The sequence below is a fragment of the Pseudomonas gingeri genome, from assembly GCF_013386165.1.
In the GTDB taxonomy this organism is placed as follows: domain Bacteria; phylum Pseudomonadota; class Gammaproteobacteria; order Pseudomonadales; family Pseudomonadaceae; genus Aquipseudomonas; species Aquipseudomonas gingeri_C.
The window spans coordinates 62768-76235 of sequence record NZ_JACAOS010000021.1 but is presented as its reverse complement, the minus strand read 5'-3'; the positions used below and the strand labels follow the sequence as shown (position 1 = coordinate 76235).

The 13468-nt window shown below is 63.1% G+C and carries 13 protein-coding genes; 6 read left to right on the top strand and 7 right to left on the bottom strand.

Annotated features, from left to right (window positions below; all coding sequences use genetic code 11):
* Positions 1 to 27 precede the first annotated feature (27 nt).
* Genes HX866_RS25515 through HX866_RS25505 form a run of 3 tightly spaced genes read right to left on the bottom strand, consistent with a single transcriptional unit; the run spans position 28 to position 4121 of the window.
* Positions 28 to 2130 (bottom strand): acetate--CoA ligase family protein, encoded by a 2103-nt coding sequence (locus HX866_RS25515; protein WP_177140624.1) that lies wholly within the window; start codon positions 2128 to 2130, stop codon positions 28 to 30.
* A 20-nt stretch (positions 2131 to 2150) separates the two neighbouring features.
* On the bottom strand, positions 2151 to 3311 hold the full coding sequence (locus HX866_RS25510; RefSeq protein WP_177140623.1) for an acyl-CoA dehydrogenase family protein: 1161 nt from the start codon (positions 3309 to 3311) through the stop codon (positions 2151 to 2153).
* A gap of 18 nt (positions 3312 to 3329) precedes the next feature.
* On the bottom strand, positions 3330 to 4121 hold the full coding sequence (locus tag HX866_RS25505) for an enoyl-CoA hydratase/isomerase family protein (protein WP_177140622.1): 792 nt from the start codon (positions 4119 to 4121) through the stop codon (positions 3330 to 3332).
* Between the two features lie 312 nt (positions 4122 to 4433).
* Between HX866_RS25505 and HX866_RS25500 the strand changes: the two genes are divergently transcribed.
* The 3 genes from HX866_RS25500 (at position 4434) to HX866_RS25490 (ending at position 7593) form a co-directional block, all read left to right on the top strand.
* Positions 4434 to 5630: an MFS transporter gene (locus HX866_RS25500; RefSeq protein WP_177097572.1), complete on the top strand. Its 1197-nt coding sequence runs from the start codon at positions 4434 to 4436 to the stop codon at positions 5628 to 5630.
* Between the two features lie 87 nt (positions 5631 to 5717).
* Positions 5718 to 6314: an NUDIX domain-containing protein gene (locus HX866_RS25495; protein WP_177097573.1), complete on the top strand. Its 597-nt coding sequence runs from the start codon at positions 5718 to 5720 to the stop codon at positions 6312 to 6314.
* A gap of 46 nt (positions 6315 to 6360) precedes the next feature.
* Positions 6361 to 7593 carry an alpha/beta hydrolase gene (locus HX866_RS25490; protein ID WP_177097663.1) on the top strand — a complete coding sequence of 411 codons (1233 nt, stop codon included), beginning with the start codon at positions 6361 to 6363 and terminating at the stop codon, positions 7591 to 7593.
* An 18-nt stretch (positions 7594 to 7611) separates the two neighbouring features.
* Here HX866_RS25490 and nadE read toward each other — a convergent pair whose 3' ends face one another.
* From nadE to HX866_RS25475, 3 genes are read right to left on the bottom strand one after another with little or no spacing between them, the layout of a single operon-like run.
* On the bottom strand, positions 7612 to 8439 hold the full coding sequence (gene nadE, locus HX866_RS25485; protein ID WP_177097574.1) for an ammonia-dependent NAD(+) synthetase: 828 nt from the start codon (positions 8437 to 8439) through the stop codon (positions 7612 to 7614).
* 1 nt (position 8440) lies between these two features.
* Entirely contained in the window at positions 8441 to 9670 is a 1230-nt protein-coding gene (gene pncB / locus HX866_RS25480; protein WP_177097575.1) for a nicotinate phosphoribosyltransferase, read from the bottom strand.
* A gap of 3 nt (positions 9671 to 9673) precedes the next feature.
* Positions 9674 to 10327: an isochorismatase family protein gene (locus tag HX866_RS25475; RefSeq protein WP_177097576.1), complete on the bottom strand. Its 654-nt coding sequence runs from the start codon at positions 10325 to 10327 to the stop codon at positions 9674 to 9676.
* A gap of 170 nt (positions 10328 to 10497) precedes the next feature.
* Between HX866_RS25475 and HX866_RS25470 the strand changes: the two genes are divergently transcribed.
* From HX866_RS25470 to HX866_RS25460, 3 genes are read left to right on the top strand one after another with little or no spacing between them, the layout of a single operon-like run.
* A complete protein-coding gene (locus tag HX866_RS25470) occupies positions 10498 to 11043 on the top strand; it encodes an adenylyltransferase/cytidyltransferase family protein (RefSeq protein WP_177097577.1) in 546 nt (181 codons plus the stop codon).
* A 1-nt stretch (position 11044) separates the two neighbouring features.
* A complete protein-coding gene (locus HX866_RS25465) occupies positions 11045 to 11761 on the top strand; it encodes an NUDIX hydrolase (RefSeq protein WP_177140621.1) in 717 nt (238 codons plus the stop codon).
* Between the two features lie 8 nt (positions 11762 to 11769).
* Positions 11770 to 12285, top strand: a complete 516-nt coding sequence (locus HX866_RS25460) for an NUDIX hydrolase (RefSeq protein ID WP_177104196.1) — start codon at positions 11770 to 11772, stop codon at positions 12283 to 12285.
* Here HX866_RS25460 and HX866_RS25455 read toward each other — a convergent pair.
* The gene (locus HX866_RS25455) at positions 12280 to 13122 is read right to left on the bottom strand and encodes a PhzF family phenazine biosynthesis protein (RefSeq protein ID WP_177140620.1); all 843 of its coding nucleotides are present in this window, start codon (positions 13120 to 13122) and stop codon (positions 12280 to 12282) included. The genes HX866_RS25460 and HX866_RS25455 overlap by 6 nt on opposite strands.
* Between the last annotated feature and the right edge of the window lie 346 nt (positions 13123 to 13468).

Sequence of the window (13468 nt, the reverse complement as noted above, 5' to 3'; positions counted from 1 at the left end):
GTTCGGTGGCGGCCTTTCAAAAGCGTCTCAAGCCAAACGGATCAAGGCATCCACCGCCACCGCACCCTCGGCGTTGACCAGCAGTGGATTCACATCCAGCTCCAGCAGCGATTCGGCGTTCTCGCAGGCGTAATCCGCCACGGCGCGAATCGCCTGGACCAAGGCCGGCATGTCCACCGCGGGGCCGCCGCGAAAGCCGCTCAGCAGCGGTGCACAGCGCAAGCCCAGCAGCGCCTGGTGAATGGCCTGGTCGGTGGTCGGCAGCAACAGGCTGCAACTGTCCTTGAGCAATTCCACCAGAATCCCCCCGGCACCAATCACCAACGCCAGACCGAAACCGGCTTCGCGCTTGATGCCGACGATCAGCTCCGCCAACGGTGGCGGGGCCATACGCTCCAGCAGCAGCTGATCGAAGACCAGCTCCGGCGCATGCCGGGCCAGGTTGCCGCGCATCGTCTCGAGCGCCGCCTGCAACGCCGCCTCGTCCTTGAGGTTGAGGGCGACGCCACCCGCCTCGGTCTTGTGCGGCAGATCGGCACTGACCACCTTGAGGACCAGCGGATAACCCAGGCTGCGCGCCTCGGCCACAGCCTGCTCCGGACGGCACAACCGGGCTTCGGGCAACGGCAAGCCGAAGGGCCGCAGGGCCTGCTTGGATTGCCACTCGTCCAGCAGCCGTCCGCTACCCGCGACAGCCCCAGGGCAAACCAGCGCCAACGCGGCCTCGCCGCCCGCCAACAACGCCTCACGGCGGCGACGGTAATGGGCGATCCGGCCCCAGGCCGCCAGCCCATCCTCCACCCCTTGCAGCGCCGGCACGCCATGGGCATGCAGACGCTCACGAGCGTGGGCCGGGAGCAATTCGGGAAAAGCCGAGGCGACGAATCCGCTCTTGCCATGCCGCGCCAGGCACTCGCAATACAGCTCCAGCAAGAGGTCGCACTCCTTGCGTTCACCGGTAAATTGCGCCGGGTAATCGAGGACCAACAAGGCGGCATCGGCCGGGGTACGCAAAGCCGTTTCCAGCATCTGCTCCAGGGCCTCGCGATCGCCCCAGATCGCCGTGGTGAAATCCAGCGGGTTGACCAAATTCGCGTAGCTGGGCAGCACCTGCGCCAGCTCGCGACGTTGCCCTTCATCCAGCGCGGGCAAGGTCAGGCCATTGCCCTCGGCATAGTCGGCGATCAGCCCGGCATCGCCACCGGAGCAGGCCAGCCCGATCAGACTCGGTCCTTGCGGTAAATGACCGCAGGCCGCGGCCTTGAGGGTTTCGACAAAACTCACCGGGCCACTGACCCGGATCACCCCGAGACGCTCGAACAGACTGTCATACAGCGCATCGGAGCCGGCCAGGGAGCTGGTGTGACTGAGGGCCAGCTCGGCACCGATCTGCGACACCCCGGTTTTCAAGGCGATCACCGGAATCCCTTGCTCCAGCGCCTTGTACGCGGCCCGGGCAAAGCCCTGGACGTTTTTCAAACCTTCCAGGTGCAAGCCAATGGCGGTGACCCGTGGCTCATCGAGCAGCACGTCCATCAATTCGGCTACGCCCAGTTGCGCCTGATTACCCACCGAGGCCATATAGGCCAGGGGCAACGAACGGTCGCTCATGGACAGGTTGTAGGCGAAGTTGCCGCTCTGGGTCAGCACCGCCACGCCCTTCTCCACCGTCTGGCCGCCGTGGGCCACCGGCCACAGGGCGACATTGTGCAGGTAGTCGAGCAAGCCGTAGCAGTTGGGTCCGAGCAGCGCCATCTGGCCCGCCGCCCGCAGCAGTTGTTCCTGCAGGGCCTGCCCCGCTTCGCCGGTTTCGGCAAAACCGGAGGCATAACAGATCGCTCCGCCCGCGCCCCTGGCCGCCAGTTCGGCGACACAGGTCAGGGTCAGCTCACGGTTGGTGGCGATAAAGACCGCATCGGGCCCACAGGGCAGCTGCGCGACCGATGCCACGCAGGGAATCCCGTCGAGTTCGGCATGCTGCGGGTTGACCAACCACATCTGGCCCTGGAAACCGCCGTCGGCGCAGCGCTTGAACGCCCGCGCCATGCTGCGTCCGCCAACGAACGCCAGGTGACGCGGCGCAAGCAGGCGCTTGAGATTGTCCCTGATGGACCCTTCTCGGCTGGACATAGTGTCTTCTCCTGGTCCAATCAGCGCAGCAGCGGCCGCAGCAGTTCACGGGAAATGATGTGACGCTGGATTTCCGAGGTGCCTTCCCAGATCCGTTCGATCCGCGCATTGCGCCAGATTCGCTCCACCGGTCCTTCGTCCATCAGGCCCATGCCGCCGAAAATCTGCACCGCTTCGTCGGCGGCCCGCCCCAGCACTTCGCTGGCAAACAGTTTGGCCATACCGGCCTCGCCGTCGGTCATGGTGCCCTGGTCCATTTTCCAGGCGGTGTGCAGGGTCATCAGTTCAGCGGCGCGGATTTCCGTGGCCATGTCCGCCAGCTTGAAGGCGATGCCCTGGTAGGTGCCGATGGCCTGGCCGAACTGCTTGCGATCGGCCGACCATTGCAACGCCACATCCAGTGCCCGCTGGGCCTGGCCGACGCAGTTGGCGGCGACCATCACCCGCCCGGCGGTCAGCCAGGCATTGGCGACGTCCCAGCCCTTGCCGATTTCACCGAGGACTTTGGCTGCAGGGACACGGCAGTCGTCGAAGAAGATTTCACTGGTGTGATAACCCCGATTGCTCACACATTTCGGGCCACGGCGAATGGTCATGCCGGGGGTGTCGCGGTCCACCAGGAACGAGGTCACGGCATTGCGTTTGCGACCGCTGTGTTCGTAGGTGTCGGTCACGGCGAAAACGATGGCGAAGTCCGCGTGCCCGGCATGGCTGATAAAATGCTTGCTGCCGTTGAGGACGAAATCATCGCCAGCGCGCACCGCGCGGGTCTTGATCGCATTGGCATCGGAACCGGCGCCGGGTTCAGTCAGGGCGAAACAATCGACCTTTTCACCGCGCACGCAGGGCAACAGGTAGTCTTCGATCTGCGCACCGGTGCAGGCCATCAGGATCTTCGACGGGCGCGCGACAAACACATGGAGTGCCCAGGACACCTTGGACAACTCACGCTCGATCAAGGCCTGGGACAGGTAGTCGAGCCCGCCACCGCCGACTTCTTCCGGCATGTTGAAGGCATAGAAGCCCGCCGCAATGGCCTTGGCGCGAATCTGCGCGGCCAGCTCCGGCGACACGGCATCGGCACGGTCAACGGCTTCTTCATGGGGCAGCAGCTCTTTCTCGACAAAGCTGCGCACCGCGTCCACCAGCATGTCCTGCTCTTGGGTCAGTTGGAAATTCATGGGGTACCTGCTGTTCGGTTACTGGCCGATAAAATGAGGAGCGCGTTTTTCCACCGCGGCTTGCAGCGCTTCGGCGCCATCACGGCTGCGGCCGCAGAGCAAGCCGGCGGCCTGTTCGGCCTGGAGCTGTTCAGCCAGGTTGCGCTGGGCGCCGTCGCGGATCAGCAGCTTGGTCTGGGCAAAGGCGAAGGTCGGGCCTGCCGCCAGTCGGGTGGCCAGCTCGGTGGTGGCGGCGGCCAGTTGCTCATCGGCGCAGACTTCGCTCACCAGGCCACAGGCCAGGGCACGGTCGGCGCTCCAGAGTTCGTCGAGGAACAAAAGACGCTTGGCCTGTTCCGTGCCGATCAGCCGTGGCAGGTGCCAGCTGGCTCCGGCGTCCGGCGAGTAGGCCATGCTGGTGTAGCCGGCCTTGAAACGCGCCGATTGCGCGGCCAGGCGGAAATCGCAGCACAGGGTCAGGTCCATGCCGGCGCCCACCGCCGTGCCATTGATGGCGGCAAGGGTCGGCTTGCTGAAGTCGTGCAGGCGATTCATCAGCACGTGGGCGGTTTCGGTCCAGCCATAGCTTTCGAGCATTCCACGGCGTTCGGCATCGGCCCATTCGGCCAGGTCCGCACCGGCGCAGAAGCTGCGGCCGCTGCCGGTCAACACCAGCACCCGGACAGCCGGATCGGCGTCGAAGCGATCCAGCAGTTCGATCAGTGCCTTGAGCGTGGGAATGTCCAGCGCATTGCGTTGCTCGGGACGGTTGAGGGTGATCCGGGCGATGCCGGCCTCGACCGCGTTGAGCAGTGTCGGGTGGGAGGTCATGAAGGGCCCTCGTCTTATTGTTTTTGAGCGTGAGGTGAAGCGCTGCAACCGATACTAAACAAGTGTTCAGTAACATCGCAATCTCTTGGAAAAATCCACGGATGCGCGGACTTATAAGACAAGTCATTGATTAAAAATAAGATTTAAAAAATCCAGGGCACGCCTACGGCCAAGTTGTTACATCTTCGAACAACTCCCCCCGAGGGTCGTCGAATAATCAACATGGCTGATATCAACTATGCCTGCGAGCCTCTTACACCGCCGCCCGGCAATGTCTAGACTCGCTTTCCGTCCGTTCCAGAGCCTTCGCTGATGAATACCCACCCCGCTCCCGTCATGACCCGCGCCCTGGTGATGCTCTTCGCCTTCTGCTGCGGCGCCATCGTGGCCAACATCTACTACGCCCAGCCGATCATCGAACTCATCGCTCCGGACCTCGGCATTTCCACCCACAGCGCCAGCCTGATCGTGTCCCTGACCCAGATCGGCTATGCCCTGGGCCTGTTCTTCCTGGTGCCGCTGGGTGACCTGCTGGAAAACCGCAAGCTGATGATCGGCACCGCGCTGGTCGCGGTAGTCAGTCTGGTGGCCGCCGGCCTGGCGCAACAGCCCAGCGTGTTCCTGGTGGTGTCGCTGTTGATCGGCTTCAGTTCGGTGTCAGTGCAGATCCTCATTCCCCTGGCCGCCCACCTGGCCCCTGAAGAATCACGCGGGCGTGTGGTCGGCGGAATCATGGGCGGCCTGCTGCTGGGCATCCTGCTGGCGCGACCGCTGTCCAGTGTGGTCGCCGACCACTTTGGCTGGCGCACGGTGTTTATCGCCGCAGCGGTGCTGATGCTGTTCATCATGCTGGTGATCCTCACCACCATGCCCAAACGCCAGCCCAACCACAGTGCCACCTACGGGCAACTGCTGGGCTCGCTCGGCAAGCTGTTCCGCGACCAACCGGTGCTGCGCCAGCGCGCCTGGTACCAGGGCCTGATGTTCGCCACCTTCAGCCTGTTCTGGACCGCCGTGCCGCTGGAACTGTCGCGGGTCCATGGCCTGTCGCAATCGCAGATCGCCCTGTTTGCCCTGGTCGGTGCGATGGGCGCCCTCGCCGCGCCACTGGCCGGTCGCCTGGCGGATGCCGGGCATACGCATCGGGCGTCCTGGCTGGCGATGTTGCTGGCCACCCTGAGCTTTGCCCCGGCGCTGATTCATCCGGCCTACAGTGTGATCGGCCTGGCCGTGACCGGTGTGCTGCTGGACTTCGCGGTGCAAATGAACATGGTGCTCGGGCAGCGCTCGGTCTACGCCCTCGACGCGGCCAGCCGGGGTCGCCTGAATGCCTTGTACATGACCAGCATCTTCATCGGTGGCGCCAGCGGCTCGGCCCTGGCCAGCGTGCTGTATGAACAAGGTGGCTGGCTGGCGATCATGGCCCTGGGCAGTGCCCTGCCGCTGGTGGCGCTGTTGAGTTTCTGGAAAGTGGCGAGCAAACAAAAGCGTCGATTGGCGCTGGCCTGACACGTCAGCGCGTCTTGTGGGAACAATTCCCACAAGACGCCCATTGCGCTTTATGATTCGGCCTTTGCACACCACAGGGCGTGGATCATGACCGCAACGAAAGACCGGGTTCGTATCGTCGACAGCACCGTCCTCTCGGACGACTGGTATCTGCTGAAGAAAACCACCTTCGACTTCCTGCGCAGCGACGGCACCTGGCAGCGGCAAAGCCGCGAGACCTACGACCGAGGCAATGGCGCGACCATCCTGTTGTTCAATCGCGAAAAACAGACCGTGGTGCTGACCCGGCAATTCCGCTTCCCGGTGTTCGTCAACGGCCACGACGGCATGTTGGTGGAAGCCGCCGCCGGCTTGCTGGAAAATGCCTCGCCCGAGGACCGTATCCGCGCCGAAGCCGAGGAAGAAACCGGCTACCGCGTGCAGAACGTGCAGAAGATCTTTGAAGCCTTCATGAGCCCGGGCTCGGTGACCGAGAAACTGCATTTCTTCCTCGGCGAATACGATGGCGATAGCAAGGTCAGCCACGGTGGCGGCCTGGAAGCCGAGGGCGAGGACCTGGAAGTGCTGGAGCTGTCCCTGGACGATGCGCTGCAAGCGGTCCGTCGCGGGGAGATCGTCGATGCCAAGACCATCATGCTGTTGCAGTATGTGGCGCTGAACAAGACCCTTGAATCCCCGCACTGAAGTGTCTTTTTAGCGACAGCACCTGCCAGGAACAGAGGACATGTCGATGAACAGGATCAACGCCCAATGGCTCGGCATGTTGTGCCTGGCGTCCGCCCTGGGCGCTTGCAGTGCAGTGGCCGAACCCTCGCCAGTCGCCGGGGACGGCGGTGTCCCCGGGTTTTATACCTGGACCGACAAGGTCCCCGGCACACCCGGTCGCCTGTTGCGCAGCGAACCACTGACGTCCGGGCAAAGCCTCGCCGAAGCGGGCCTGAACCTGCGAATCCTCTACACATCGACCGATGGCGTGGACAATCACAGGGTCAACGTCGTCTCCGGCGCCCTGTTTGTGCCCAAGGGCACACCGCCCGAAGGTGGTTGGCCGCTGATGGCCTGGGCACATGGGACGGTGGGCAGCGCCGATGTCTGCGCACCGTCGTTCAACAGTCGCAGCGCGCGCGACAGCCATTACCTCAATCACTGGCTGGCGCAGGGCTACGCCATCGTCGCCACCGACTACCAGGGCCTGGGAACGCCGGGCCTGCATCCGTACGGGCTCACCCGCCCCTTGGCGTACAACATTCTCGACAGCATCCGTGCGGTGTCCCACGGTGATTTCGAGCTGTCGACACGGGTCGTGGTCTTCGGCCAGTCCCAGGGCGGTCGCGCCGCCTTCGGCACGGCCGTGTACGCCAGGGACTATGCGCCGGAACTCGATATCGTCGGGGTGCTGGCAACGGGGACACCCTATGCCGCCAGGCACCAGAAGGCGGCCAACCGGGAGCGAACCAATGCCCACCAGTCGGTGGTGCCGACCTTCGCCTACAACCTGCTGCGGCTCGACACCGCAAGGTTGCTGGATCCTTCGTTCGAGCCGGGCGACTACCTGGATGAACAGGCAAGGCCGACCTATGAACTGAGCCAGCGTGGCTGCCTGCATGAGATCGAGCAACAGGTCGTCGCCAACCAACTCACCTTCGACAACAGCTTCAAGCGTTCACCCAAGGCAGCCTTCGATACGGTCACCCGTGCGGCGGCCTACCCGACGCTGAAATCGGCTATTCCGATCTTCGTCGGTACGGGCGGCAAGGACCGCGATGTGTTCGCGCCAGACCAGCAGGCGCTGGTCCGCGCCGCCTGCAAGGCCGGTGACCGGATCGAATGGCACCTGTATCCGGCGCTCAACCATTCCGCGACCGTCAATGGTTCCCTACCTGATTCGACGCTGTTCGTGGCCAAGGCCTTTGCCGGCCAGCAGATCGTCGGGAACTGCGGATCACTGCCGAGCCTGCCCTGACGGCATCGGCCGCTGCGCTTACACCGGTGAGTACGGCAGGGTCCGCTTGTGCGCGGTCCTGGCATAGGCCGCTTCGATAATCGCGCTGACCGGCGCCGACACCGGTTGCCCCAACAGGTAGGCGTCGATCTCGGCATAGGTGCAGCCATAGGCGACCTCGTCCAGCTTGCCTGGCAGCAACTCTTCCAGATCGGCCGTCGGCGCCTTGTACACCAAATGCTCCGGCGCTCCCAGGGCCGACGCCAACTGCCGCACCTGGCCCTTGGTCAAACCGGACAAAGGCGCCAGGTCGCAAGCACCGTCGCCGAACTTGGTAAAAAAGCCCATCAGCGCCTCCGCCGCGTGATCGGTGCCGACCACCAGCCCGTTGACGAAGTTGGCGAGGGCGTACTGGGTCATCATCCGCGCCCGGGCCTTGACGTTGCCTTTGACGAAATCCACCTGCGCCGGCGTTGCTTGCAACCCCTCGACATCGACGCTGCCCATCAAGCCTTCCACGCAGGCCGAGATATTCGCGGTGCTGACCTGGTCCGGCCGGATAAACGCCAGGGACGCCTGGGCATCGCTTTCATCCGCCTGGGTCCGGTACGGCAAGCGCATGGCGATAAAACGCGCCGTACCGCCCTCCTCGCGCAACTGCTCCACCGCCAACTGACAGAGCCGGCCCGCCGTCAGTGAGTCGACGCCGCCACTGACCCCCAGCACCAGCGCCCCACAACCGGAGCGCTTGAGCAGCTTCTTGATGAAGTCGATGCGGCGGGCCAGCTCCGCCGTCTCGTCGCCCGGTGCCAGTTGCCGATTCACGCCAAGCGCCTTGGCAATACGATCCTGATTCCCGGTTCCCATCTCACACCTCCAGCTTCTGGTTGAATTCAGTCACGTTGAACACCTGCGCCGCATAGCGCAGGAACGACGGGTCTTCACAAACGTTCTTCACCGGATCATCGGAAAACTTCACCACCGGTTCGCCGTGAACCCGCACCAGTTTCATCACGATACTCAGCGGTTCGACCCCCTCGACGTCGCAGGCCAGGCTGGTGCCCATGCCGAACCCGAAGCGGGCCTTGCCACGAATGTGGCGCAGGATCGGCAGGCACTTCTCGAAGTTCAAGCCATCGGAAAACATCAGGTCCTTGGTCATCGGATCGATCCCCAACTGCGCGTAGCGCGCCAGCACCTTGTCGGCCCAGACAATCGGATCGCCCGAGTCCTGGCGCAAGCCGTCGTAGAGCTTGGCGAAATAAAGGTCGAAGTCCTTGAGGAAAAAATCGGTGCTGATGCAATCGGTCAGGGCAATCCCGAGACGCCCACGGTATTCGCGCACCCAGTTCTCCAACGCCGCATTCTGGCTTTCCCGCAGGCGGCCGAGTTGCTGGTGCACCATCAGCCATTGGTGGGCCATGGTGCCGATCAGCGGAAGATCGAACTCATAGGCCAGGTGCGCATTGCTGGTGCCGACAAACACGCCGGGGAAATCGCGTCGCATGATATCCACCACCTCGCGCTGGGCGCGGAACGACAAGCGCCGGCGGGTCGAGAAGTCCGAGACCCGCAGGTCGGCCAGTTCATCGCGGCTGAGGTTTTTCTCCAGCCATTCAAATTTCTGGTAGAGCTTGCGGGTGACGTCTTCCAGGGTCACTTGCGGGTATTTGTCGCGGTTGCGCAACTCGCTGACCAAAGCCAGCAGCGGCTGTTCGAACATGATGCAGTGCAGCATCGGGCCACGGACGCGGAGGCTCAGTTGACCGTCGATTTCGCTGACATGGACATAACTCAGGTTGAACCGGAACAGGCCGAGGAACTGCTCGAAATCCGGGGTCAGGTATTCGCGAAAACGCCGGTTGAACAGGAAACGCAGTTCGCCGTCGCGCATTTGCAGGTCAGCGAGCTTTTCCAGTTCAAGGCGCAGCTCGGGGATCAGGTGCGTGAGTTTCTCCCGGGAACGCACGATGAACTGATACTCCACCTCGACGTTGGGGTACTGGTGCAGCACCGCCTGCATCATGGTGAAGGTGTAGTAGTCGGTATCCAGCAGACCCTGGATGATGCCGCCTTCGCGGTTGAATGCACTTTCCATGGCTTACTCCTTGTGGCTAGCCGCGCGGGCCAGCTGTTCGCGACTGTTGACGACCTCGATACGCGCCTGCTGCAGGTCGTGGACCGCCTGCTGCGCGCCGTCGGCACTGATGGCGCGGCAGGCCGGCAGGTAGACGATGACCTTGAAACCCGCCCCCGCCAATTGCAGCGCGGTGGTCTTGACGCAGTAATCCAGGGCCAGGCCGCCGACGATCACCTGCCGGATTTTCCGGGCATTCAGGTACTCGATCACGCCAGTGGAGAGCTTGTGCTGGAGGTCGTGGAAGCAGGCGCCGTAAGGGTGCAGGTCCGGCTCCACGCCCTTCCAGACGAAGTAATCGTAGTCCTGGGGCGCCGGTAGCTCATCGAGCAGCGTGAAACCTTCGGTACCGGGTACGCAGTGGCTGACCCAGGTCAGGTCGGCGTGTTCCAGCCCCGTGGGTTTGAACATCTGCTCATGGGAGCCCACCACCCAGGGTGCCTGGGGACTGTGAGCATCCTTGCTGCCGACGCGGAGATCGGCCAGCGAGGCCATGAAGTTCAGCTCGGCACCGATCAGGTGCCCGCCCACCACCGGCAGTTCATCCGGGCAGAGTGGTGTGAAGCCCTTCTGGGCGTCGACATCGAAGGCGGCGGTCTTGATCTCTTGAGCGTTCATGGCAGGTTCTCCCTTGGCGATGAATCAAAGGTACATGTCATGTACTTTTAAATCAAGCACAGCATAGTTATTTTTTGATTATCAAATTCCAGTGGGCCTTAACCGTGAATTACCCCCTTGATCAATAAGTACATGACGAGTACCTTAAAACAGCAAAAGGAGACCCATCCATGTACCAGCTGGCAATCTACGGCGGCGCCTTCAATCCCCCGCATGCAGGTCACGCCCAAGTGATGATCGAAGCGTCACGTCACGCACGCTCGGTGTGGGTGGTACCGTCCTTCCGGCATCCCCACGGCAAACACATGGCCGAGTACGAGCGGCGCCTGGGCTGGCTGCAGGCGATCGTCGAAGAGGTGCGCCCGGCCTGTGCGTCGGCGATTTCGGTGTGTCGGATCGAACAGCAACTGGCTGAAAATACCCAGGCACCCATCTACAGTTACGAGCTGCTGTGCGCCCTGGCCGAAATGACGGGCCTGCCCACCCGACAGATCGCCCTGGTGGTCGGACACGACGTCGCCGCGCAGTTGCCGGACTTCCATCGGGGGGCGCTGTTACTGGAACGGTTCTCGGTGCTTTGCGTGGAAGAACAAGCGGGTGTGCGCAGTACGCTGCTGCGCGAACGATTGGCGCGGGGCGAAACATTGCCCGCCCACTGGATGGCACCCGGCATGGATCCGGTAGACTACGGCCTCTATGCCGCACACAGGAATTGATATGCCGGACCCTACACCCCGCGCGCCAAGGAAAAGCGACTACCTGCACACCGTCGACCTGTGCGTGCTTTTCTACTGCCGTCACTCCCAGGCCCTGCAGATCCTGCTGCACAAACGTGAAGCCGATCCCTTCGAAGGTCATTGGGCCTTGCCGGGTGTGGTGGTCAACGGTGCGGTGGCCGACCTGACACTGGATGACGCGGTCGAGCGCCTGCGCTCCAGTGACAAGGTCAATCTGCCACTGGCCTGGATCGAACAGGTGGGCACCGTCGGCGACGCCTTTCGCGACCCGCGCTGCTGGTCATCCTCGACGTTCTACCTGGCCATCGTCAGTGAAGAGCCGCGCCTCAACGAGCAGCAGGCCTGGTTCGCCCTCGATAGCGTCGCTGACGCTTCGGTGCGCCTGCCCTTCGATCACAACGCACTGGTGGCCTCGGCACAGGAACGGCTGTTGTCAAAATCGCTGTACAGCAGCTTGCCGCTGATGTTCCTCGGCCCCGAGTTCAGTGCCCCGGAAGCCACCGCGATTTTTTCCCGGGTGCTCGCGCGGCCGGTGCTCAAGACCAGCACCCGGCAACGCCTGCTGAAGATGACCGACGCCGGCTACCTGCGTGAAACCGGGCGCAAGAAACAGGGTGATGGCGGCCGTCCGCAAGCCACCCTGGAAAACCTCAAACCTGACGCGCTCTATCTGTTCGACCGCTGCTTTCTGGAGTAATACCGCGCATGAAGCCCGACACCGAATCTGAATGCCTGCTGCACACGCCCTACTTCGACGTGGTCAAGGAGCGCGGTTATTTCATCGTCAAGGAAGCCCAGGCCATCAATGGCGTGGTCGCGGTGCCCGTCCTGCCGGATGGACGCCTGATGCTGGCGGTGCTGCAACGCCGGGCCATCGGCGCCCAATCGATCGAGTTCCCCCGTGGCGCCATCGACCGTGGCGAGACCGCCAGCGATGCCGCCGCTCGTGAACTTCAGGAGGAGACCGGCTGGCCGGCCCTGAAGGTCACGGAGTTGGGGCTGCTGCACAGCAACACCTCATTGATCGCCAGCGCGGTTTCCGTCTGCCGGGTCGACATTGACGGTAAAGCCGTCGACAGCACCGATGGCGAGGTCGACAGCGTGCTGTTCGTCACCCTGGCGCAGCTCACGGCAATGATTGCCGCCGGCGAAATTACCGACGGGCACACCTTGTCGGCGACGATGCTGCTGATCGCCCAAACGCCGAACCAACCCTTATAGGTTCAGGCTACCGGTGATACAGGTCACGGCAGCACCGCCGACCCAGATCTCGTCGCCCACCTGCTCCACCTGGATCCGCCCGGCACGGCCCATCGCCGTGCCCTGGCTGGCCCGGTAGGACTGCGGTGCCCGCCCCTCGCCCAGCAGCCAACGTGCAATACCGGCGTTAAGGCTGCCGGTGGCCGGGTCTTCGGGCACCCCGTCACCGGAGATGAAAGCACGCACTTCGAACTGACAATCGTCGCCGTCCAGCAGCGGATCCCAGGGCGCGACAACCCCGACCGCCAGCCCTTTCAACTGGGCCTGATCGGGTTTTAACGCCAGTACCCGCGCCCGATCGGGCAACATCAGCACCAGCCAATCGACGCCGTTATCCACCCACTGGGCATCGAGCACCTCCTCCGCGGCCAGCCCCAAACCCAGGCGAACCCGCTCACGCAGTGCCTCATCCAGGGGGCCTTCACGGCGAAACGGCGGAGCGATAAACGCCAGGTCATCACCTCGGCGACGAATCCGCACCAGGCCGATGCCGCACTCCTGAATGATCTCCTCGCCCTGGGGCACGCCCCCGGCTTCCAACCAGGCATGGCAGGAGCCCAGGGTCGGGTGACCGGCGAATGGCAGTTCCCGGCTGGTGGTGAATATCCGTACCCGATAATCCGCCCGAGGGTCCTGGGGCGTCTGCAGGAAGGTGGTTTCGCTGAGATTGGTCCAGGTCGAGAAGGCCTGCATCTGCTCGTCGGTCAGTGAGTCGGCGGCGAAGACCACCGCCAGGGGATTGCCTTTGAAGGGCTCGCGGCTGAAAACATCCAGTTGCTTGAAATCATGCTGGCTCATGGTCTGGCTCTCTGGCGAAAAGGGTCAACTTCAGTTCGCGATTTCATCACACAAGCCTTCTGTTGAACCTACACAGTCGGGCCATTTTCAGCCCCTACACCTCTCCATCATTGCCATCGATGGTCACCATCGACCCAATGAAGTTCTCTTAAAAATCCAGGCGCGTAACCTTCGCTCCATACCCAACGCATAACACCCGGAGCACACCACCATGAAACGTCAACTCTTTCTCGGCCTCGCCTTTTCGGTACTCGCAGTCAACGCTTTCGCCGCTTCTTCGGCTCAGCCCGTGGTCGCCCACACTCAACAAGCAGTCGCTCAAGATGGTTCTGATCGTCTGATCGAC